Annotated in this window: 19 protein-coding genes and 2 pseudogenes; 12 read left to right on the top strand and 9 right to left on the bottom strand. The window is 71.6% G+C overall.

Annotation, left to right across the window (positions count from 1 at the left end):
* Positions 1-108 precede the first annotated feature (108 nt).
* Positions 109-1,053: a GDP-L-fucose synthase family protein gene (locus ACGFWI_RS06630; protein ID WP_393904808.1), complete on the top strand. Its 945-nt coding sequence runs from the start codon at positions 109-111 to the stop codon at positions 1,051-1,053.
* Between the two features lie 76 nt (positions 1,054-1,129).
* On the opposite strand, the gene ACGFWI_RS06625 is transcribed toward ACGFWI_RS06630, so the two are convergent.
* Positions 1,130-2,632: an exopolysaccharide biosynthesis polyprenyl glycosylphosphotransferase gene (locus ACGFWI_RS06625; RefSeq protein ID WP_393904807.1), complete on the bottom strand. Its 1,503-nt coding sequence runs from the start codon at positions 2,630-2,632 to the stop codon at positions 1,130-1,132.
* Positions 2,633-2,914: 282 nt separating this feature from the next.
* Between ACGFWI_RS06625 and ACGFWI_RS06620 the strand changes: the two genes are divergently transcribed.
* Positions 2,915-3,592: an AIM24 family protein gene (locus ACGFWI_RS06620; protein ID WP_393904806.1), complete on the top strand. Its 678-nt coding sequence runs from the start codon at positions 2,915-2,917 to the stop codon at positions 3,590-3,592.
* A 236-nt stretch (positions 3,593-3,828) separates the two neighbouring features.
* Positions 3,829-4,560 carry a ribonuclease H gene (locus tag ACGFWI_RS06615; RefSeq protein ID WP_393904805.1) on the top strand — a complete coding sequence of 244 codons (732 nt, stop codon included), beginning with the start codon at positions 3,829-3,831 and terminating at the stop codon, positions 4,558-4,560.
* 87 nt (positions 4,561-4,647) lie between these two features.
* Here the strand turns inward: ACGFWI_RS06615 and ACGFWI_RS06610 are convergent, their stop codons facing one another.
* Entirely contained in the window at positions 4,648-6,918 is a 2,271-nt protein-coding gene (locus ACGFWI_RS06610) for an FUSC family protein (RefSeq protein WP_393904804.1), read from the bottom strand.
* Between the two features lie 381 nt (positions 6,919-7,299).
* Between ACGFWI_RS06610 and ACGFWI_RS06605 the strand changes: the two genes are divergently transcribed.
* Positions 7,300-7,845, top strand: a complete 546-nt coding sequence (locus ACGFWI_RS06605; RefSeq protein ID WP_393904803.1) for a DUF4232 domain-containing protein — start codon at positions 7,300-7,302, stop codon at positions 7,843-7,845.
* Positions 7,846-7,910: 65 nt separating this feature from the next.
* Here ACGFWI_RS06605 and ACGFWI_RS06600 read toward each other — a convergent pair whose 3' ends face one another.
* Positions 7,911-8,867 (bottom strand): NAD-dependent epimerase/dehydratase family protein, encoded by a 957-nt coding sequence (locus tag ACGFWI_RS06600; RefSeq protein WP_393904802.1) that lies wholly within the window; start codon positions 8,865-8,867, stop codon positions 7,911-7,913.
* 209 nt (positions 8,868-9,076) lie between these two features.
* Between ACGFWI_RS06600 and ACGFWI_RS06595 the strand changes: the two genes are divergently transcribed.
* Complete coding sequence (locus ACGFWI_RS06595; RefSeq protein ID WP_393904951.1) at positions 9,077-9,787, top strand: TetR/AcrR family transcriptional regulator; 711 nt, start codon at positions 9,077-9,079, stop codon at positions 9,785-9,787.
* Between the two features lie 143 nt (positions 9,788-9,930).
* Here the strand turns inward: ACGFWI_RS06595 and ACGFWI_RS06590 are convergent, their stop codons facing one another.
* The 5 genes from ACGFWI_RS06590 to ACGFWI_RS06570 all read right to left on the bottom strand — a co-directional run bounded on the left by ACGFWI_RS06590 (position 9,931) and on the right by ACGFWI_RS06570 (position 14,637).
* A complete protein-coding gene (locus tag ACGFWI_RS06590) occupies positions 9,931-10,602 on the bottom strand; it encodes a response regulator (protein WP_393904801.1) in 672 nt (223 codons plus the stop codon).
* Complete coding sequence (locus ACGFWI_RS06585) at positions 10,599-11,846, bottom strand: sensor histidine kinase (protein ID WP_393904800.1); 1,248 nt, start codon at positions 11,844-11,846, stop codon at positions 10,599-10,601. The genes ACGFWI_RS06590 and ACGFWI_RS06585 overlap by 4 nt, the downstream gene beginning before the upstream one ends.
* Before the next feature lie 100 nt (positions 11,847-11,946).
* Positions 11,947-13,116, bottom strand: a complete 1,170-nt coding sequence (locus tag ACGFWI_RS06580; RefSeq protein WP_393904799.1) for an acyltransferase — start codon at positions 13,114-13,116, stop codon at positions 11,947-11,949.
* A complete protein-coding gene (locus tag ACGFWI_RS06575; protein ID WP_393904798.1) occupies positions 13,109-14,077 on the bottom strand; it encodes an alpha/beta hydrolase in 969 nt (322 codons plus the stop codon). Before ACGFWI_RS06575 ends, ACGFWI_RS06580 begins: the two co-directional genes overlap by 8 nt.
* Before the next feature lie 206 nt (positions 14,078-14,283).
* Positions 14,284-14,637, bottom strand: a complete 354-nt coding sequence (locus ACGFWI_RS06570; protein ID WP_393904797.1) for a VOC family protein — start codon at positions 14,635-14,637, stop codon at positions 14,284-14,286.
* Between the two features lie 553 nt (positions 14,638-15,190).
* Between ACGFWI_RS06570 and ACGFWI_RS06565 the strand changes: the two genes are divergently transcribed.
* From ACGFWI_RS06565 to ACGFWI_RS06545, 5 genes and pseudogenes are all read left to right on the top strand, one after another.
* Positions 15,191-15,973 (top strand): thioesterase II family protein, encoded by a 783-nt coding sequence (locus ACGFWI_RS06565; RefSeq protein ID WP_393904796.1) that lies wholly within the window; start codon positions 15,191-15,193, stop codon positions 15,971-15,973.
* Positions 15,970-17,592: an MFS transporter gene (locus ACGFWI_RS06560; protein ID WP_393904795.1), complete on the top strand. Its 1,623-nt coding sequence runs from the start codon at positions 15,970-15,972 to the stop codon at positions 17,590-17,592. The genes ACGFWI_RS06565 and ACGFWI_RS06560 overlap by 4 nt, the downstream gene beginning before the upstream one ends.
* 280 nt (positions 17,593-17,872) lie before the next feature.
* Entirely contained in the window at positions 17,873-18,136 is a 264-nt protein-coding gene (locus ACGFWI_RS06555) for an acyl carrier protein (RefSeq protein WP_393904794.1), read from the top strand.
* Positions 18,136-19,365: a beta-ketoacyl-[acyl-carrier-protein] synthase family protein gene (locus ACGFWI_RS06550; RefSeq protein ID WP_393904793.1), complete on the top strand. Its 1,230-nt coding sequence runs from the start codon at positions 18,136-18,138 to the stop codon at positions 19,363-19,365. Before ACGFWI_RS06555 ends, ACGFWI_RS06550 begins: the two co-directional genes overlap by 1 nt.
* A gap of 108 nt (positions 19,366-19,473) precedes the next feature.
* A pseudogene (locus tag ACGFWI_RS06545) lies at positions 19,474-19,643 on the top strand (NAD(P)-binding protein); the annotation flags it as partial.
* Here the strand turns inward: ACGFWI_RS06545 and ACGFWI_RS06540 are convergent.
* Positions 19,637-19,943, bottom strand: a pseudogene (locus tag ACGFWI_RS06540) (lycopene cyclase family protein); the annotation flags it as partial. The pseudogenes ACGFWI_RS06545 and ACGFWI_RS06540 overlap by 7 nt on opposite strands.
* Before the next feature lie 319 nt (positions 19,944-20,262).
* Between ACGFWI_RS06540 and sigK the strand changes: the two are divergent.
* Together sigK and ACGFWI_RS06530 are read left to right on the top strand one after the other, a co-directional pair.
* Positions 20,263-20,850 carry an ECF RNA polymerase sigma factor SigK gene (sigK, locus tag ACGFWI_RS06535; protein WP_393904792.1) on the top strand — a complete coding sequence of 196 codons (588 nt, stop codon included), beginning with the start codon at positions 20,263-20,265 and terminating at the stop codon, positions 20,848-20,850.
* Positions 20,847-21,596 carry an anti-sigma factor domain-containing protein gene (locus ACGFWI_RS06530; protein WP_393904791.1) on the top strand — a complete coding sequence of 250 codons (750 nt, stop codon included), beginning with the start codon at positions 20,847-20,849 and terminating at the stop codon, positions 21,594-21,596. Before sigK ends, ACGFWI_RS06530 begins: the two co-directional genes overlap by 4 nt.
* Positions 21,597-21,791: the final 195 nt, after the last annotated feature.

Below are 21,791 nucleotides of genomic sequence, written 5' to 3'. Positions count from 1 at the left end.
GGGGCGTGGACGCTACCCGCTCCGTGGCCGGTGGTCGAGAGCGAAGTGCGGCAGATATTTCCTGAAATAGCCGGTGGACGTATCGGGTTCACTGACACAATCCGGCCCATGGATGACTTGCTGCCCACACCCGCCCGGGTCTTTGTCGCGGGCCACAGAGGTCTGGTGGGATCCGCCGTGGCCCGGCGGCTGACCGCCCAGGGCTATGACGTACTGACCCGTTCGCACGCGGAGCTCGACCTGCGTGACGCCGACGCCACCGCGGCGTTTCTGCGCGCGGCCCGGCCCGATGCCGTCGTCCTGGCGGCCGCCAAAGTCGGCGGAATCATGGCCAACAGCACCCAGCCCGTGCAGTTCCTGGAGGACAACCTGAGCATCCAGCTCAGCGTCATCGCCGGTGCGCACCACGCCGGGGTGCGCCGGCTGCTGTTCCTCGGATCGAGCTGCATCTACCCCAAGCACGCCGCCCAGCCCATCACCGAAGACGCCCTGCTCAGCGGGCCGTTGGAGCCCACCAACGAGGCGTATGCGATCGCCAAGATCGCCGGACTGGTCCAGATCCGGTCCTACCGCCGGCAGTACGGTGCCTCCTTCATCTCCGCCATGCCGACGAACCTCTACGGGCCCGGGGACAACTACGACCTCGAAAACTCGCATGTCCTGCCGGCGCTCATCCGCCGGTTCCACGAGGCGAAGGAGAAGGGACTGGCGGAGCTCACGCTCTGGGGCACCGGCACCCCACTGCGCGAGTTCCTGCACGTCGACGACCTGGCCGCGGCCTGCGAGGTACTGCTGCGCCGCTATGACGGCGACGACACCGTCAACGTCGGATGCGGCGAGGACCTGACCATCGCCGACCTCGCCTCCTGTGTCGCCTCCGCGGTGGGGTACGAGGGGCGGATCTCCTTCGACCCCTCCCGCCCCGACGGCACCCCGCGCAAGCTGCTCGACATCAGCAAGATGCGTGCGCTGGGCTGGTCTCCCACCATCCCGCTGACCGAGGGCATCGCCCGGACCTACCGGGCGTGGCAGGCGGAGCCGGCCCGGGTGTGAACGGGCCGGTCCCATGGTGTGCGGCCGGCGCCCGCCCCTCGGCGAGGCGCCGGCCGCACACCGGGGCTCCCGGCGTCTAGTAGGCACCGCGCCCGTCCACGACGGCACGCACGGTCCGGACCAGCACTCCGATGTCGCTGCCGTAGGACCAGTTGTCCACATAGCTCAGATCCAGTGCGACGGTCTCGTCCCAGGTGAGGTCGGACCGCCCGCTGACCTGCCACAGGCCGGTCAGCCCCGGCTTGACGGATAACCGGCGGACCTCGGTCCCGTCGTACCGCTCGACCTCTTCGGGCAGCGGGGGCCGCGGGCCGACCAAGGACATATGGCCGGCCAGGACGTTGAAGAGCTGGGGCAGTTCGTCCAGCGAGAAGCGCCGCAGCAGCCGGCCCACCCGTGTCACCCGGGGATCCCGCCGGATCTTGAACATCGCCCCGTCGTTCTCGTTCGCCGCCTCCAGCGCGGCCCGCATCCGGTCGGCGGTGACCACCATCGTGCGGAACTTCCACATCCGGAACGGCATCAGATCCCGGCCGATCCGGATCTGCCAGTAGAACACCGGGCCGGCGCTGGTGAGCCTGATGGCCGCGGCCACCGCGGCGAAGACGGGAGCGAACAGCACGAGCAGCAGCAGGGCCCCCAACCGGTCCGTGGCCTGCTTGAGCAGCACCGGAAGCCCCCGTCGAGCCGCCGGGTCTATGTGCATCACCGTCAGGCCCGCCGCCTTGGCGAGCCGGACCCGGTGCTGTGACACGTCGATCAGGCCCGGAAGTATGGCCAGATTCCGGCCTCCGTCGTGCAGCGCCCAGGCCAGGCGCCGCACCCGCGCCGCGGACAGCTGACGGCCCGGCGCCACGAAGACGAGGTCGGCATCGAGTTCCGCGGCGCACCTGAGGACGGTCTCCCCTTCCAGCGTCCCCTCGGGTGCCGCACCGTCGGAAGCGAGCCGGGCAGGGACGGGCAGCGCCGAGTCGGTGATTTCCTCCCCGACGAGACAGCTGCCGACGACGACGTATTCGTGGTCGGTGCGGTGCGCCAGTTCCGCGAGCACCACATCGACGGCGCCCGCTTCCCCGACGATCAGTACGCGTCGCAAGGCCTGCGCCCGACGGCGCATCGCCAGCAGATACCGGTGTACGAGCCTGCGCCGGACCACGCTCAGTGCCAGGCAGGGCAGCAGCGCGACGACACAGACCTTCAGTGAGACCTCGACCCGCACCGCGACGCAGACGACGGCCAGCACGCCCAGCATGGTCAGCCAGTCCCGCAGGGCCGGTTTCACGGCGTCGCCGCTGCCCACCTCATCCCTGGTGTAACGATTCTTTGACGTTCCGACGGCCAGCCAGGAGAGACCGGCCAGCACCGCAGTGAGCACCGGCTGCGGCTGTCGCGTCACGGCACAGAGCACGCCGACCGGCACCAGGGCACCGAAGGCGTCCACGACCCACGCCAGGTGCACGAGCCAGCGTTCCGTCGGCTTGTCCCTGCCTCCCTCGTTGCGCTCCGGCGCACGATCCAACTTGGCTGTTCCGGCAGGTGATTCGATCACCCGTGATCCGGCAGCTTCGAACAACCCCATGGCCCCCCACTTGGTCGTCCCCTCACTTCCGGCGCAGTTGGAGCCCCCCGGCCACACAACCGCCTCCGTGTCGGACGTGACGTTAGAGCACGATGCGCCCGACTGCTGCGGTTTACCTATTTTGAGTGTTCTTGTGTCCCATTGTTTACAAGGCAACGGAGGCGTGATCGGGTTTCGGCCGACGCTTCGGGGCCCCGGGCCGGGCGGCGGCCGCACCCCGCTCGCACTCGCTGCCGGCGCTTTTCGCTGTGCCCTGTCCGCACCCGGCCTAGCATGCTGGCCATGAACAGCGATCTCTTCTCCTCCGAGAACATGGCCACGCCGGCCACCGCGCCCGGGATGACCCAGCAGAACGCAAAGTCGGTCAAGTACGCCCTGGACGGGGAGTGTTATGCGCGACAGGGCTCGATGATCGCCTACCGGGGTGATCTGCAATTCGAGAAGCAGGGGCAGGGCGTCGGCAAGTTCCTCAAGCGCGCCGTCACCGGCGAGGGGCTGGCGCTGATGGCCGTACGGGGCCGCGGCGAGGTGTGGTTCGCGCACGAGGCCGCCAACTGCTTCATCATCGACCTCGCCCCCGGCGACGGCATCACCGTCAACGGCCGCAACGTGCTGTGTTTTGACCCGTCCCTCTCCTACGAGATCAAGGTCGTCAAGGGCGCCGGCATGGTCGGTGGCGGACTCTTCAACTCCGTCTTCAGCGGCCAGGGCAAGCTGGCGGTGATGTGCGAGGGCAACCCCCTCGTCATACCCGTGTCCCCGCAGTCCCCGGTCTTTGTCGACACCGACGCCGTGGTCGGCTGGAGCAGCAGCCTGCAGACCACGCTGCACCGTTCGCAGAGCCTTGGCTCGATGCTCCGTGGCGGCTCCGGCGAGGCCGTGCAGCTCCGCCTCGACGGGGAGGGCTTCGTGATCGTACGGCCCAGTGAACTCCGCCCGGAGAAGTCGGCCGGCAACTGATCCTCAGGCCGCTGTGCCGGAGGCCAGGAGGCCTCCCGTTCCAGCGTAGGAGCCCACTGCGGATGCGCACGCCGGACTCCGCGCGAAGCGGCCGGGGCGCCGCGGGCCGCGCACGGCCGCACGCCGGACGCCGCCCCACCACCGGATCCGTGGTGCCGCGTGTGACCTGGAACTCAGATGCGGGCCGGCTCCGGGCGTATCCGGAGGGGACTTCGCTCGGCGCGTCATCGGCTGGCATGATCGCGTCCATGGCTGAACGCGTAATTGCCGCATGTGACGGCGCGTCGAAAGGAAACCCCGGGCCCGCGGGCTGGGCCTGGGTCATCGGCGACGGTGAGGGAGCCGTCGTGCGGTGGGAGGCCGGGCCGCTGGGCACCGCAACGAACAATGTCGCGGAACTCACCGCACTGGAACGCCTGCTGGCAGCCACCGATCCGGCCGTTCCCATGGAGATCCGGATGGACTCCCAGTACGCGATGAAGGCCGTCACCACCTGGCTGCCCGGCTGGAAGCGCAAGGGGTGGAAGACCGCCGCGGGCAAGCCGGTCGCCAACCAGGAACTCGTCATGCGCATCGACGCGCTGCTCACGGACCGCTCCGTGGAGTTCCGGTATGTGCCCGCGCACCAGGTCGACGGAGACCCGCTCAACGACTTCGCGGACCGCGCCGCGAGCCAGGCGGCGATCGTCCAGGAAGCCGCCGGCAGTGAGCTCGGCTCCCCGCAGCCGCCGCCCGCCGCGGCCGCAGTCCGGCCCGCAGGCACGCGCCGAGGCGCCTCCGGAGCGGCAGCGAAGACCGCGTCCTCGCCGAAGCGGCGCACCTCGGGGAACGCGACGCGGACACTCAACGCCAAGTTCCCGGGACGCTGCCGCTGCGGACGCTCCTATGCCGCAGGTGAGCCCATCACCAAGAACCCGGACGGCTGGGGGCACCCCGCGTGCCGCACGGGCGCGGACAGCGGTGCCTGACTTCCCGGGCGGCGGCTCACCGAGGTACACGGACTCCGGACGCACCTGACGCCCGGAGTCCGGTACGCGGCCGACGACCGCCCGGGACTAGTCGGCCTTGCCCCCCTTGCCCCCCTTGGGGCCCGCCACCGGTACGTCGAGCGGGCGGGCGATGCCCACCACCCCCTCGTCGAGGCGCTGGAGGTGCCGCAGCACGCGGAAGGTGACCGTGCCGGAACGCAGTGCCCCGGAACCGGCGGCATCCAGCATCGCGGCGATGCTGACGCCGGATTCCACCTCGCCCTCGGTGCTCTCCTCCAGCACGCGCGCGACGATGAGATCGATGTTGTGCGCGATCCGCCGGCCCGCTCGTTCGAGGCGTGGATCGGCCGCGATGGTCTTGCTGTACGGCACCAGTTCGGCCGTCGCCGCCAGGGAACGGGCGTGGTAGGCGCAGGTCTCCAGGAGCGCGACCAGGTAACGGGCGGTCTGCCGCCGTACGCGCAGCGGGGTGATCGGATGGGTCAAGGGCTGGATGGAGGCACGCAGATCGTCCAGCGCCGTGTCCAGATCGCGCGCCTTGCCCAGCAGGTCGACGGCCGGCCCGCCGCTGAGCTGTTCCACCGCGGCGGAGACGACATCCCGCAGCCGGACCAGCACCGTGCCCAGCTGCTCGTCCGTACGGCGGTCCGTGTGCACCGGCAGCACCAGTACGGCGGCGATGATCCCGCACGCGGCGCCCAGCGCCGTCTCCTCGATGCGCAGCACCAGCACGGTCAGGCTGTAGGTGTTGAGCAGGGTGTAGAGCAGCCCGAGCATCGCGGTGACGAAGAAGGACATCAGCGCATACGACAACGGTGCGCTGAAGAACATCCCGAAGATGCAGAGCAGTACGAGGGCGAAGGCGGTCCAGGTGTGGTTGCCGACCAGCCCGGCGAGAGCGACACCGGCGACCACGCCGAGGACCGTGCCCACCAGCCGGCGGTAGCCCTTGACCAGGATCTCGCCCGTGGAGGCGGTGTTGAGGAAGACCACCCAGCAGGTCAGTACCGCCCAGTACCAGCGCTGGCTGGACAGGAACTCACCGCCGATGATGGCCAGGGTCGAGCCCACCGCGACCTGGAACGCGGCCCGGGTGGTGGGCCGTTGGAGCCCGGTGCGGTCCTCCTCCGCCTCGTCGGTCTCCTCGGCCCCGACGATCGCGAGGTCCTCGGCGTCGAACTCTTCGCGTGAGCGAGTGGTGGCCGGGGTGTCGTCCGACTCGTCCTGCGGCCCGTCCAGCGCCAGCCGCAGACCGAGAACGGCACGGGCGGCCTCACCGAGCCCGCGGAAGACGTCCTGGACGACGGAGGAGGCACGCGGCAGGTCGTCCTCGTCGCGGTAGCCGAGCAGCCTGTTGCGTACATGGGCCAGCGCGGTGCCGCGGTCGTCGGGCGCGCGCCGGGCGACCAGCAGGAGCAGGGCGTTCAGATCCCGGCGCAGGGTGACGGTGGCATCGTCCTCGGATTGCGTACGGGTCGCGGTGGCCGGCACGGGGGCGTGCGGCAGATGCATGGTGAGGGTGTCCGCCCGCTCGGCGCTGCGGGCGTTGAGTATCAGCATGCCCAGCCGCTCGGCGGCGATCTCGGCATCGGCGACGCGGCGTTGCACCAGTCCCGCCACGCCCGCGTCGCGGGTGCCCTCCTCCAGGAGGCCCTGGATCATCAAGGCCGCTTCGTGCAGCCGGGCGGTGTGCCGCCGCAGGTCGTCGAGGACCTTGTCCAGTTCCTCGGGGCCGGCGTCCAGCAGCTCTATCTGGGTGGCCAGCAGCTGGGCGAGGCGCGCCCGGAAGGCCTCGCGCAGCCGGCCCAGGGTGCGCTGCGGTGTCTCCAGGACGACGGCGAACCGTACGACCGCGCTGCACGCGAAGGCAACGCCGAGGGTCAGATACAGCTCGGGGAGGGTGGGGACGGTGGCGTGCACGAACAGCGAGACGAAGTAGACCTGAAAGCCGATCAGGCCGAGCGCGGTGCCGCGGTCACCGAACCGCCGGGAGTAGACGGCGCCGAAGATCAGGAGGACGAAGAACACATCGCCGGCGATCACCAGGGTCTGCAGCAGCGCCGCCAGCGACATGGCGGCCAGCGCGACGGGCAGGCCCAGCGCAAGCGTGATCGCCTGGCCGCGGACCTCCTTCTCCCGGATCGCGAAGGTGGCGACCATGGCCGCCATGGCACCCGCGACCATCAGGGTGATGCCGGTCCGGAGCAGTGCGAGGACGACGAGCGTGAGCACGATCGCCCCGACCGTCCGCAGCCCCGCCTTGAGCCGCAGGAGCCCTGGGTCGGATGCCGCGAAGCGGTCCCAGGTTCTCGTCCCAGTCCGCCGTATCGCTGCCATCACGATGCCGTACACTCCCGCTTCTTGCCTTGGTCAGGGGTGCTCCAGCATCGCACGCCTGATCGGAATGGCTTCATCCGCATCGTCCCGGCGCAGCCGCGCGGCAGCTGTGAGTTCCGCGGATCCCCGCCAACTCCCCCTGCTTCACGCACTCCTTCGTCTTCTCGCACCCCTGGTTTTCCCGGCGTTAGCCAACCGTTAGCCGATCATCAGCGGCGGCACCCAGGGTGAGTGGTGCGAAACGAACGAGACCGGCCGTCCCCCGTCGGCTCTCCCGCTCGGAGTCACCCTTCCCGGATGGCTGGAGGGAGCCGTGCGGGCCGGACGGCGGTGTTGCACCGATGTTTCTCCGGGTTCCGGAGAAGAGGGAGTTGATGACTGATGACCATCCGTGGTCTGCGTACCGTCGCCACCGTCGCCGCCGCTGTCGCCCTTGCTGCGGGGGCGAGCGCCGGAATCGCCTCCGCGGCCGGTACGGCAGGATCCGGCGCGGCCGCGGCCGGCGCGTGCGAACCGGGGACGCTGAAGGCCACGACCACCAGCGCGGGTTCGAGCCAGGCCGGAATGAATCACGCGGGCACTTACCTGAAGGTGACGAACACGGGGGAGAGCACGTGCGCGATAAGCGGTTACCCGGGGCTGGCGCTGGAGGGTGCCGGTCACACGGCCCTGAAGACCACCGCGCACCACGGTGACACCTACTTCGCCAAGGACCCCGGCGCGCACCAGGTCACCCTGAAGCCGGGCAAGAGCGCCTTCGCTGACCTGGTCTGGACGCACGCCGGTCCGTCCTCCGCGCAGGCCAAGTACCTGCAGGTGTCTCCGACGGGCAGCAACTCGCACAGCGTCGTGGCGTTCGACAACGCCGTCGACGGCGGGGCGCTGTCCGTGACCGCCTGGTCGGCGAAGCTGCCCAGCGCTTCCTGACCCCTCCCGGCAGAGCGGAGGCCCGGCGCACCGAGCGCCGGGCCTCCGCTCTGCGGGCGGCCGGGTCAGCCGCGGGCGCCGGCCAGAAGTGTGCGGTACCAGTCGACGGTGGCGTCGAGGGTGGCGCCCAGAGGTGTCGGATGGACGCCGAAGGTCCGCGCGAAGGCTGCCGAGTCCACGATCTGCGGCTCGGTGTGCTGGTAGAACATCTCCGCGTACTCGTCCATGAAGGCCGCGTCGAACGGCCCGAAGGGGCGCGGCTCGGCAAGGATGACGCTCCGCAGCGGGCGCCCCACCCGCTCCTCGATCATCGAGTGGATCTCCCGCGTGGTGACGGCGGGAGCGGTGGGCAGATGCCAGACCCTGCCGTCGCCTTCCGGGCGTTCGCCGAGCGTGGCGAGGCCGACCGCCACATCCCGGATGTCCGTGTAGCTGTGCGGCAGGTCGATATCCCCCATGCCCAGGACCTCCCCTCCGGTCAGCGCACCGGGGAAGACCGCTCCGCCGAGCGTCGAGTTGAGCACGCCGGGGCCGACGAAGTCCGCCGACCGCCCGAGAACGACCCGGGCGCGCCCCGCACGGTGGGCGGCGAGATAGAGCTCGTCCAGCTGCGCCCGCATCTGCCCCTTGCGGCTGGTCGCCCGCCACGGAGTGTCCTCCGTCATCACCTCGCCCTGCGTCGGGCCGTACGGGTACAGCGTGTCCAGGACGACCAGTCGGGCGCCCGTGGTCTCGACGGCGGCCAGCACCGACTGCTGGACCCGGGGCATCACCTCGACCTGGCGGTGATAGTCGACATTCACGCAGTGGTACACGACGGCGGCGCCCTCGACGGCGGCCAGTGCCCCCTCGGGAGTGCTCACATCGGCGGCGTACCGCTCGATGCCCTCGACGGCGGTGTCCGGAGTCGAGCGGCTGACCAGCCGTACGGCGTGACCGCGGCGGGCGAGTTCGCCGGCGAGCGCGGTGCCTGCGGGCCCGGCGCCGAGCACTGCATGGAGGGGACGTGCTGTGGCAGACATGGCGGTTCCTTCTCTGCGAGCCGATGGCCGGTGACCGAGGGCCGAGGGGGTGGACGGGCGGAGCGCCGGTGAGGCGATCTCCGCTTCGCTCTTTCGCTTCTGTTAGAGACCATAGCTCTAGTGATGGTCTGTTGCAATAGATGTGTTGGATACGATCAGCAATGACCACTCACACTTGCTGGATGCCGTCGCGAACGCAGGAGGAGAACATGGCCGCCGAAGGACGGAGCCCCCGGGCCCGCTACCGCGAGCAGAACCGCGCGGAGATCAAGGCGGCCGCGCTGCAGCAGCTCGCCGAAGGGGGAGTGCAAGCCGTGGCGCTCACCCGTATCGCCAAGGACATGGGGCTGTCCGGCCCCGCCCTCTACCGCTACTTCGCCGGCCGGGACGACCTGCTGGGTGAGCTGATCCGGGACGCCTATGACGAGGTGGCGCGCACCGTCGAGGGCGTCGGCGCAGTGCCCGCCGACGGCGCGCGAGCCACCCTGCACGCGCTCGCCGACGCCTACCGGAGCTGGGCGTTCGCGCAGCCGCACCGCTATCTGCTGATCCAGGGAACCCCGGTACCCGGCTACGCGGCTCCGCCCGACACCCTGCTCCGTGCGCGGGCTGTCCTGGGCCCGTTCCTGAAGGTGTTCGCCGAGGGCGTCCCCACTACGGCGCTGCGGCCGGTCGTCGACGAGATGGACGCCTGGGTACGCAAGGACGACGGCGTCGCCGACTGGCTGGCGCAGCACACCGGGCTGGCTCCGCACGACGAGGCGGCGGGGGCGGCCCTCGCCGGTACGGTGCTGACCTGGTCGCAACTGCACGGCACGGTCAGCCTGGAGGTGTCCGGCCAGTACGCCGGGATGGGGCACCGGGCGCAGACTCTGCTCACCGCCCAGATCGACCTGTTGGCCGATTCCTTCCAGCTGTAGCCGCAGGGATCAGTGCCTGAGTCCTTGCCGAGGCGATGGCTGACGGAGAACGTGCCGCGCCCCTTGTCGGCGAACCCGTGGGCGTCGATGCGGAAGTGGACGTCGACCGGAATCGGTGCGGCAGCGCCCTGCCGAAGGGCGGCTCAATATCCGGCCGGGCGTATCAGCCCCGTCTCATACGCGAAGACGGTGGCCTGTGTCCGGTCGCGCAGGCCCAGCTTGACCAGAATCCGGCCTACATGGCTCTTCACGGTCTGCTCCGCCACCACCAGACGCTCCGCGATCTCCCCGTTCGACAGACCCTGGGCGACCAGGCCCAGGACCTCGGTCTCGCGTTCCGTCAGGTCACCGATGCGGTCCTTGAGCGGGGTGCGAGGGGAGCTGGTGACCCGGGAGAACTCGGCGATCAGGCGCTTGGTGATGTTCGGCGCGAGCAGGGCGTCGCCGGCCGCCACCACCCGTACCGCCTGGGCGAGTTCGGCCGCCGAGGCGTCCTTCAGCAGGAACCCGGAGGCGCCCGCTCGCAGTGCCTCGTACACGTACTCATCGAGGTCGAAGGTGGTCAGAACAAGGACCTTGACGGTGGCGCCGGCCGGTTCGGTGAGCTGACGGGTCGCCTCGATGCCGCCGAGCCGGGGCATCCGGACGTCCATCAGGACGACGTCCGGGGCGAGTTCGGCGACCTGGGCGACGGCATCGAGACCGTCGACGGCCTGGCCGACGACCTCGATGCCGGGTTCGGCGTTGAGCAGCACCGTGAACCCCTGGCGGACCATCACCTGGTCGTCGGCGATCAGCACGCGGATGGTGGTCACGGGGCGTCCTCAACAGGGGCGACGGGGAGGGCAGGGGTGGCAGGACCGGCGGTCTGCCGAGGGGGGCTGCCGGGCAGGACGGCGGTGACTTCGTAGCCGCCGTCCGGAGTGCGGCCGGCGGCCAGTTCGCCGCCGAGCATGGCACTGCGTTCGCGCATCCCCAGCAGCCCGTGCCCCGACCCGGGCGAGGGCAGGGCGGGCCCGTCCGGTGCGGTGTTGGTGATCCGGAGGGTGAGGCCGTCGGGGTGGTATCCGACCGTCACCCGCACCGCGGCTCCCGGCGCATGCCGCATCGCATTGCTCAGCGCCTCCTGCACGATGCGGAACGCCGACAGTTCGATGCCCGGTGCCAACGGGCGAGCCTCACCGACGGTCTCGGCGGTCACCACAACCCCGGCGCCGCGTACCTTGCCGATCAGTTCGTCCAGCCGGCCGAGTGTGGGCTGCGGGGCATGCTGTGCCCCTGCCGACAGGGCGTCCTCCGAGCGCAGAACACCCAGGACCCGCCGCAGTTCGGTCAGGGCCTCGACCGCGCTCTCGCGGATGCCCGTGAGGTTCTCCCGCAGTTCGTCGGACGGGCTCTCGACCAGGTGCGGTGCGACCTGTGCCTGGATGGAGATCACCGACATATGGTGGGCGACCACATCGTGCAGCTCGCGGGCGATCCGGTTGCGCTCCTCCAGCACAGTGCGCTGGGCCCGCTCCTCCGCGGTGAGCACCTCCTGCTCGACCAGACGTCTGCGGGCCACCCGGCTGATGCGCAGCGAGCCGCCGACCACCACTGCAATCGCGAAGCTCACGGCGCCCTGCATGACGTCCTGGTGCGGGCCGGGATACGCCAAGGACAGGGGGGCCGCTCCCGCCAGGACGCTGATCACCAGCGCCTCGGCCGCGATGAGGGGGCGGACCCGGAGTGCGAGGAGGAGCAGCACGAGGGTGTGCAGCGCGATCCCCGCGATGCTCCAGGGCCACGGTGTGTCGTGGGTGGCACCGTAATCCACGGTCACCGAGGTCAGGAAGAGGCTGATCGTCGACAACCACCAGGCGGGTACCGGGTGGGACAGCGCGAGGACGGCGGCTGCCGACTGCAGCCCGTTGAGCAGCAGCACGCCGGTGGGAATCGGGTCGAATTCATGCTGGTACTCGTTGGTGTTGAGCAGGAGCATGAGCAGCGCGAACAGCACCACGTGGACATGTGGCAGCCAGGCCAGCCATGGCAGGCGTGGCAGTGGGTCGCGTGCCACCGTCCACAAGCCCGTGCGCAAAGTGCGCAGCACCGTCCCGAGGGAGGCTGTCGACCGCCGCCCCCCACCCTCCCCAGCCCCCGTATCCACAAGGCTCACCCTAGTCACGCCCCACTTCCGCCACGTGTACGGGTTGTTGTTCGCGTACGACCCGAGTGACGCCGCCGACTTGGGGGCGCCCTTGCTCATACGTCCGGAACGCGGCCCAGCACATCAGCAGCGTCAGCGCGAACACCGGCAGCCAGGCCAGCCGGGCGACCACCCAGCCGAAGCCGTCGGGGACGGTGTGCAGGCCGGCCAGCGGCTCGCCCGCCGGCAGTCCGACCGCCGTCACCGCCATCAGCGCGGTCTGGTGCCACAGGAAGACAGTCATCGCCCAGAGGTTCATCACGGCCACCGCCGCCCAGAGCACAGGGCGTTGCAGCATCCGGCGCAGCGGGCCGAGCAAGAGCAGCGCCGCCCCCGACTGGGCGAGACCGAAGGTGACGGCCGCGAGGGTGGGCGGGTTGAGGTTGGATATTGCGGCGCCGGGCACCCCCACCATGGCGGCGGGGTAGCCGGCCCACACGACGAGTCCGGCGGTGGCGGTGGCGCCGCCGAGCAGCAGCGCCCATGCGGTCGGCCGGCTCCGCAGCCCGCCCCGGGCCCAGGTCGCGCCCAGGCAGTACGGGACCAGCCAGCCCGCCAGTACATTGATCCAGCCGAGCCAGGCCGGCCCGCCCAGGCCGAACCGGATCAGGTCGATGTGCAGGACGACGGCGAGTGGCCACACCGGATGCAGTCCGGCGACCAGCGGGGTCGCTGCCGTCAGCGCCATGAAGACCACCAGGAACCAGAGGGGGGACAGCGCCAGTTTGCCCAGCGTGTGTACGGTCTCCAGGCCGGCGCCGGTGGCGAGCAGCGCGCCCGCCACCACGCTCCACACCACCAGGAGGGCCGCAACCGGCCGCAACAGCCGGGCTGTCCGGGCGCCGAGCCACCGCCCGTACGTACCCCCCTGGACACGGGCAGCGGCATAACTCCTCGCCGCCACCCGGCCGCCCACCAGAAAGAAGACCGCAAGGGTCTGGAAAACCCAGGAGACCGGGGTGAGTTGCGGCATGGAGTGGAGCGGGCTGGCGGCGTGCACCGCGCCGCTGTCGGTGACCAGGGCGGTCACCAGCCAATGCCCGAGCACCACACCGAGGATGGCGAGCGCACGCAGTGCGTCGATGCCACGGTCGCGATCGGGCGGGGTCGCGGAGGCGATCCGCCGGACGAGGTCACGCATCGTGGCCCTCCTTGGCAAGGGCCTGTCCGGAGACGATCCGGGCGAGGTTCCGCAGGGATACGGAACCGGGCTTGAGATAGTCGCTGTGGCCGCCGGCACCTGCCGGGAAGATCCGGGCGCCGAAGGCGGGCGAGACCGGGTCGGCCCCCAACCCCAGGGTGAAGAGGGGAAATTGCACCTGCGTGTGCGGCACTTCGGCGATCCAGTCGTCGTCACCCCGGCCGGCCCACACGGTTGCCCGGGTGTGCAGTGCGGCGACGCTGTCGGCACCGGCCCCGGGGCTGCCGTACAGGACGATGTCCGCGGCATCGAGCCCCGAAGCGGCCCGGCCACAGACCACGGAACCGTAGGAATGGCAGAGGACGGTGATCCGGGCGGGCGGCCGAAGTGCCACCACCTCGCGGACGAATGCGCGGAGTTGGGGAGCGGCATCCTCGGCGAGGCCCGGTGTCACGGCCCGGGTGCTGACCGTGGCCGGCGTCTCGTATCCGAGCCAGGCGATGACGGCGGACCGGTCACCCAGCTCCTGACTGAGCGCCGCCGCACCGGCCCGCAGGCGTCCGTACCTGTCGAGGTTGGTGTCCGAGCCCGGCACCAGTACGGCGATCCGGTCGGCCCGCGCCAGGTCGCCGAAGACCTCGGCGGTGCGGCCCCCGTTGCGGCCGTCGAAGGACAGGAACTGCCGCGCCGGACCGGCCAGGAGGCGCAACGCCTCGGCCCGCGCCCGGTCGCCGTGGCCCTCGGCCATCCGCTCCGCCGCGCGGATGCTGTCGCGGTTGACGGCGTACCGCTCGGCGAGGGCGCCGGGTCCGGGGGACCGCAGCGGTGCGAGGGCCACCGGGACAGGTGCCGGAACGGCCGAGGGACGGGCCGCCCCCGACACGGGTACGGCCACCGAGGCGGCGACGAGCACGGCGAGCAGGGTGCGCAGCGGGCGGCTGCCGGGCGGGCGGGGCGCCATGAGGGAGGGTCCTTCCGTACCGGAAGCCGGTCGTGCTTCCGGTACCGAAGCTATGGATCACCCCACTTGGTCGGCGTCCCGCCGTGGAGCGCACTTCCCGCGTAGCTCTCAGGTACTAGGGGTAGGGGCGACGGACGGGCGGTGGCCAGTGGGGCCGCGCCGCCCACCCCGCATGCTTCACCATCGACCTCACCCAGGCGTGAGCCTTACCGACGCCGCCGGCTAAGGACACAGAACTCGTTACCTTCGGGATCTGCCAAGACAACCCACGATTGCTCACCCTGGCCAATATCGACATGCTGTGCGCCGTGAGCCACCAGACGAGCCACCTCGGCGTCCTGGTCATCAGGCCTGAAGTCGAGATGCAGTCGGCTCTTGGTCTTCTTGCTCTCATCAAGCCGGACGAACTCCAACCCCGGCAGGCGATCCGGCTCCGGGCGGATCTCGAACTCCTCATCAGAGGAGTGGACCACAACCCAACCAAGAGCCTCGGCCCACCACTGTCCCAAGGCCACCGGATCTACCGAGTGAACAATTACCTGTTCCCATTCCAAGGTCATCCGCCGAGCGTAGACCTGCCAGAGCTTCGAAGAACAGGTACTCAGGCCTCCCTCATCGGGCCCGAGCGCCCCCTCCCCTCGCGGAGCCACCGCCACCCGCAGGTTCGGCACACACCGGCGTTCAGTTTCCGCGAACCCGCCGGCTTCTGCTCTCCCAGCTGTCCGGCGCCGCGGGGCACGCCGACCACCGGAGCGCCGGCACCGTGCACCGAGAGCTCGAAGGCGACCCCGACAGCCGATGAAGCGGAGGCCGCTTCAGGGCACCTGCGCCGGCTGCCGCCGTTGGTGTCAGAGGGGGGCGCCGCCGTGCGTGGTGTGTGGAGTGCGGCGGCGGGGGAGGGCAGGGTCGGCGTGGGCATTGGTCTTGTGCCCGGCCGGACGGCTCCCGGGCCCCGCCGGCCGGCCGGCCGTGGTGCCGGGACGGTCCCGACGCCACGGCTGAACGCGGCCCCGTTCGGGGCGCCCTGCGCTACAAGGGCGGAGCCCGGACCAGTGGAGCGCGAGGCGAAGGGCGTGTGTCGTGGGTGTCGGTTTCACGGAAGAGTCGACGTCGGTGACGGTAGCGGCGTCGGCCGTGCCGCAGCGCGTGGTGCTGGCCGCCCGTCCGCAGGCGGCGCTGCGCTTGTACTGCGTGCCGCCCGCCGGGGCCGGTCCGGACTGCTATCTGCGATGGGTGCCGATGCTGCCGCCCTGGGTCGAGCCGTGTTCCGTGGCGCTGCCCGGCCGAGGGGCCCGCTCGGCGGAACCGTCACTGACCGATCCCGCCTACCTCAGCGCCCGGCTTGCCGCGGTGCTGGACGACTGGGCCGACCCCCGTCCGTTCGCGGTCTTCGGACACAGCGCGGGCGCGCTGCTGGCCTACGAGGCGATCCGTCATCTGCGGCGCACTCACGGCCGCCTGCCCTCGCTGCTGGGTGTGTCCTCCTTGTCGGCGCCGCATATCGATGCCTACAGCGCCGGGCTGCCGCCGCGCCTGACGGCCGGCCTGGAGGGCATCAGGGAACTCGTCGGCCCGATCCCCGAGCAACTGCTCGCCGACGCACGTCTGATGGCCGCCGCCTGCACCCCGCTGCTGGCCGACTGCCTGCTGCTTCTGCACTACCGCCACCGCCCCGAGCCGCCCCTCGATGTGCCGTTGGCTCTCTACGGCGGCGAGCAGGACCCCGTCACCCCCGTGCACGAACTCCAGGCATGGAACGACCTGGTCACCACGCCCACCCTGCCCGAGCTCTTCCCCGGCGGGCACACCTACCTGCAGACCGGGACGAAGGCGCTGGTGAGCCACCTCACCGGTGCGCTCGACACCGTCATCAACCACCCCGTGGCGACGGCATGACGGCCGCTGCGCCGGCCGGCGGACCGGTCGGACCTGCCCGGCGCGTGGGAGCGGCCGCCGTCGTGTGCCTCGGCCTGTTCATGCTCGGCCTGGATCTGACGGTCCTCAATGTCGCCGTCCCCGACCTGCAGGGCGACCTGGACACCTCCACCGCGCAGGTGCAGTGGATCGTGGACGGCTACGCCCTGGTACTCGGTGGCACGGTGCTGGCCGTGGGCGCCTTCACCGATGCCTGGGGCCGGCGGCGTTCCTTCGTCTGCGGGGTGGCGGTCTGCGCGGGTTCCTCGCTCGGCGGCGCGCTGGCCGGTCACCCGTGGCAGGTGATCGCCGCGCGCTGCTCCATGGGAGCCGGGGCTGCCTTGCTGATGCCGGCCACGCTGGCGGTCATTCACCAGCTGTTCCCCGAAGCCCGTCTGCGCAGCCGGGCGATCGCCGCCTGGGCCGCGGTCGGCGGCATGGGCGGCCTGTGCGGTCCCGTCATCGGCGGCTGGCTGGTGGAGCACGCCTCCTGGCGAGCCGCCTTCTGGATCAATCTGCCCCTGGCCGCCGTCATCATCGTCCTGGCCCTTGCCCTGGTACCCGAGTCCCGTGCGAAGCGGCGCACCGGCTTCGATGTGCCCGGTGCCGCCCTGTCGGCCGCGGGGCTGCTGGCCCTGGTGTGGTCGATCACCGAAAGCCCGCACCGCGGCTGGACCAGTCCGGCCGCGCTCACCGGATTCACCGCCGCCGCACTGCTGCTGGCCGCCTTCGTCGGCCGGCAACTGCGCACGCCCGCCCCCATGCTGCCGCTGTACCTGCTGCGGGTGCCGGGCATCGGTGTGGCCGCGGCGGCCCTCGCCCTGATGTCCTTCGCGATGTTCGGGGCGCTGTTCGTGCTGACCCTGTATCTCCAGGGGGTGCTCGGCTTCAGCCCCTGGCAGGCCGGTGTACGGACGCTGCCCCTGCCGGCCGGACTCGCGCTCGGCGCGGTGTGCGCGGTGCCCGTACGGGCACGGCTGGGCGGGAAGGTCCCCGTCGTCGGCGGCCTGCTGCTGGTGACGGCCGGCTTCGCCGTCCTGGCGACCACCACCCCCGACTCCGGCTACCCGCACTGCGCGGCCTTCCAGCTGGTCGCGGGGGTGGGCGCCGGACTGGTGGCGGCAGCGGCCACCGAGTCCGTGATGGGCTCGGTCGCCACCGAGCGAGCCGGGCTCGGATCGGCCATCAACGACGCCACCCGTCAGGTCGGCTCCGCCCTCGGGGTGGCCGTCCAAGGCTCCGTGCTCGCGGCCGTCTTCACCTCCCGGCTCACCACCTCCCTCACCGATCTGCACGCCCCCGCACTCGTGGCGGAAGCGGCCGAGCACAGCATGCTGTCCGTACCCGCACAGGCGATGCGCCTCCCCGGCCCGCTGCGCGCCGGCGTGCTGGCCGCCGCGCGCAGAGCCTTCACGGACGCGATGACGCTCACCGCCGTCGTCGCCGGAGCCGTCACACTGCTCACCGCCGCCGCGGCCGCACGCTGGCTCGGCCGGCCGGCCGAGCACCACGACGCCCGCCTCCCCCGCGACGGTCATACCGCTCCGCCGGCCGCGGCCGGAGCCCGGGGAGGACACGCACCCGGCGTTATAGAGCGATAAGTCACTCGTTCAGAGGTGCCATCAGGGCCGTTGCCCGAGGACCGGGTCGGCGACAGTAGGGAGCGCGAGACCGCCCTCTGCGCACCGGTCTCCGGTGCCGACCGCCGCCCGCCTGCCTGGAGCCGCGATGCACAGCCCCGTCCGCACCGGCACGTTCCGGGGTGCCCCGGGCTCCCGCTGAACGCACGCGTGGTGCCCGTCCGCACCGACGTACCGCGCCCGGACCGCACTGCGCCCGTGGCCTTCGCCGGCACCACCTCACCCACCGAAGGAGTCACCCGTGCCCACCAGTACCGAGCTGATCACCAGCACCCTCACCGAAACCTTCGATCTCGACCCGGCCGAGGTCACCCCCGAGCGCACCTTCGAGGATCTGGGGCTGGACTCGCTCGCTCTCGTCGAGATGGGTCTGATGCTGCAGGAGCGCACCGGGATCTCGCTGGAGGACATTCCCCTGCAGACGACCATCGGCGGGCTGGCGGCACTCATGGACGCCCGGGACGCCGACACGGCTCTGACCGCGGCGCCGAACAGCGGGGTCTGATGCCCAGTCAGTGCCGCGAGGTCGCCGTCACCGGCCTCGGGGTCATCAGCCCGGCCGGGATCGGCGCCCGGGCAACCTGGGACGGTCTGCTCACCGGCCGGTCCACCGCCGCCACGGACCCGGAACTCGCGGGCCTGCCGGTGGACATCTCCTGTCGGGTGCCGGACTTCGACACCGCCGCCATGGTCGGCCGCAAAGCCGCCTGGCGGCTGGACCGCTTCGTGGCCATGGCTCTCCTCGCCGCCCGGCATGCCGTCGCCGACGCCGGCCTTGGCTCCACCGACTGGGACGCCGCGCGCGTCGGGGTGGTCATGGGGACGGGCACGGGCAGCATGGAACGCTATGTCGGCGAGTTCGCCAAGCTCGCGGCCGGCCGCCCCCTGGACATCTCGCCGCTCGCCATCACCCGCAGCGTGCCCAACATGGCAGCCGCCGAAATCGCGCTCGACCTGACGGTCACGGGACCCAACTTCGCCGTATCCACCGCCTGCGCCTCCGGCAGCAACGCCCTGGGCATCGCCCGTGATCTGCTGCGCGCCGGGACCTGCGACATCGTGCTGGCCGGCGGAGCGGAATCCGCGCGCCACCCCATCCCCGCTGCCTGCTTCCACCGGATGGGTGCCCTCTCCCGGCGGACGGAGGACCCCGCGCGGGCCTGCCGCCCCTTCGACGCCGGGCGCGACGGATTCGTCCTGTCCGAAGGCGCGGCCGTCCTGGTGCTGGAGCGCCCCGACCACGCGCTTGCCCGTGGCGCCCGCCCGCGTGCCCATCTGGTCGGCTACGGGGCGAGCTGCGACGCCTACCACTACGCCGCCCCCGACCCGGACGGCCGGGGAGCCGCGGCGGCCCTCACCGCCGCCTTGGCCGACGCCGGCACCGCGCCCGGGGACATCGACCACATCAATGCGCACGGCACCGGAACCCGGCGCAACGACCTGGCCGAAGCCAGGGCGCTGCGCAGCGTCTTCCCCGAGCCCCCCGCCGTCACCTCCCTCAAAGGCGCGCTCGGGCACGCCATCGGAGCGGCCGGTGCCATCGAAGCGGCCGTCACCGTCATGAGCCTGCAACGGGACACCATCCCTCCCACCGCCAACCACGAGGACACCGACCTCGACATCGACCTGGACATCGTGGCCAAGGTCCCCCGCACCACGGCCCAGTCCGCCGCCGCCAGCCTTTCCACCGGCTTCGGCGGCCAGAACGCCGCACTGGTCTTCCGGTCCGCCTGACGCGCAGTCGGGGCGGCGAACAGCCCACGGTGCGCGCCGGGCACTCCTCCCCTCGACGTGACGAGAGGCGGTCCATGAGGGGCATCAAGGGTCGGTCCCACCGACCACGTGGTGGTGGTCGGTGCGGGTCTCTCCGGGCTGTCCGCCGCGCCGCGCTGCATTTGCTCGGCGCCGGCCGCCGGTTGACGGTCGTCGAGCGCGATGAGCTGCCCGGCGGCCGGGCCGGCCGGATCGAAAGCCACGGCTACCGCATCGACACCGGACCGACCGTGCTGACCCGGAACGCGTCCAGCCGCAGCAGGTGCCCGGTGTACTGGCGCAACGCCTGCTCCTAGGCGGCGGTGCCGAGGATCCGGCGGGAGAACTCCGTGTACTCCACCAGGGCTGCGCGCTCGCTCAGCGGGAGGACATACCCGAAGGACAGACCATGGGCGGGCTGCGGGCTGCGGGCTGCGGGGTGCGGGGTGCGGGCTGCGGAAGTCCATCAGATCCGCGGTCGCGGGATCGAAGGCCGGTCGCCCGGTGCGGACGAACCAGCCCCGGAAGTGCTGCTGGAGTGTGGTGCGGGCCGGCGGGAGCCGGACGCCCGTTCCTCCCTGCGCCTCGACGAGCCCGACCGTGATCCTTCCGCAGTACGGGGCCGGGAAGTGGCATGCGACGCGCGGTAGTTCGGTGGGCCGGTTGCGCGTCCGCCGTCGCGCGCATGGTGCGGCCCGGTGGCCGGGTAGGCGGGTTCCGTGCGGTCCCGGCCGCCCGGCGCCGACGCCGGTGACGGCATCACGGTGGCCGGGCCCGCGTGCGGCGCCCGCCGCGGCGTACGCCAGAATCCTTTCCGACCAATCCAGGTGTCGCCCGGCGCCGAATCACTGGTGACCATGTCACAGTCCGGAGGTGTCCATGCCCGTCGCAGCCCGCGGCGACCGATCCTCAGCGCCGCATTCCGGTGCCCTGGAATCACTGCTCGACCGCGTCTCCCGCGGCGACCAGCACGCGTTCGAGAGTCTCTACACAGCGGTGGCCGGTTCCGTACTGGGCCTGGTGCGCCGGGTGGTGCGGGATCCGGCCCAGTCCGAGGAGGTGGCACAGGAGGTGCTGATCGAGGTGTGGCGGTCCGCGGCCCGCTTCGACGTGCGGCAGGGCAGCGCCATGGCCTGGATCATGACCTTGACCCACCGGCGGGCGGTGGACCGGGTGCGCTCGGTCCAGGCGGCGGCCGACCGCGACCACCGGGCCGGGTTGCACGCCTACACCGCGGCCTTCGACGAGGTCAGCGAGCAGGTCGAGCGGCGACTGGAGCGTGAGCAGGTGCGGCGCTGTCTGGGGCAGCTGACCGAACTGCAACGGGAGTCGGTGACGCTCGCCTACTACCGCGGCTACACCTACCGGGAGACCGCCGACCTGCTGGGCACGGCGCTGGGGACGGTCAAGACACGGCTGCGCGACGGCCTGATCCGGCTCCGCGACTGCCTGGGGGTGTCGGCATGAACACCGTCGATCTGCACACGCTCACCGGTGCCTACGCCCTGGGCGCACTGTCCGAGCACGAGGCGGCGGAGTTCACCCGCCACCTCGCCCAGTGCGAGGCCTGCACCCAGGAAGTACGGGAGCTGCAGGAAACCGCGGCCCGACTCGCCCTGGCGGTCGCCGAGGTGCCCCCGGCGGACCTCCGGACCCGGGTGATGGCGGCCCTGCCCGAGGTCCGGCAGCTGCCGCCGATACGGCGTGAGGCGACCGTGGTCCCGATGCGCGGACGGCGACTGCGCCATCGCCTGCCCTACTTCGCGGCCGCCGCCTGTCTGGCCGTCGCCGCGGTCGCCGGCGGGCTGGCCGTCAACGCCCGGTTCGACGCCGACCGGCAGCGGGACCGTACCGTCCGCGCCGAACAGCAGGCGGCCGCGGTCAGTGCCCTGATGACGGCGCCGGACGCCACCTTCCACACCACGGCCTTCAAGGGCGGGGGCAGCGGCACCGTGGTGGCCTCCAAGCGGAAGGGACAGACCGCCTTCCTCTACCACGGGCTGCCGGCACTGCCGGGCCAGCGGGTGTACGAACTCTGGTACAGCCGCAACGGGACCATGGTGCCCGCCGGTCTCGTCGAGCCCGGCCGCTCCTCGGGCACGATGCTGCTGACCGGCGGGCCGCAGGGCGCGGACGGGGTCGGCGTCACGGCCGAACCTCCGGGTGGTTCCAGCAGTCCCACCAGTCCGCCGCTGGGCCTGCTCCGGGTGTGACCTCCGGAAACGACGGGTGACACCGGCGGCCGGCCGTCCCACGGCGCGGCCGCCGGTCCCGTCGGCGTGCCCGGTCTGAACCGCCGGCCTCCAGGCGCCACGAACTCCCGCTCGTCGCGGCGGTCCGGAACATCGGGACCAATCCGCGCCGCACCCGGTACCGAATCCCTCAGTGAGCGGGCCGTCGCACCCCGG

Origin of the sequence: Streptomyces sp. NPDC048434 (genome assembly GCF_043200375.1) — a bacterium.
In the GTDB taxonomy this organism is placed as follows: Bacteria; Actinomycetota; Actinomycetes; order Streptomycetales; family Streptomycetaceae; genus Streptomyces.
Note: the sequence above shows the minus strand (reverse complement) of the source record. Positions and strands in the feature narration are given on the sequence as shown.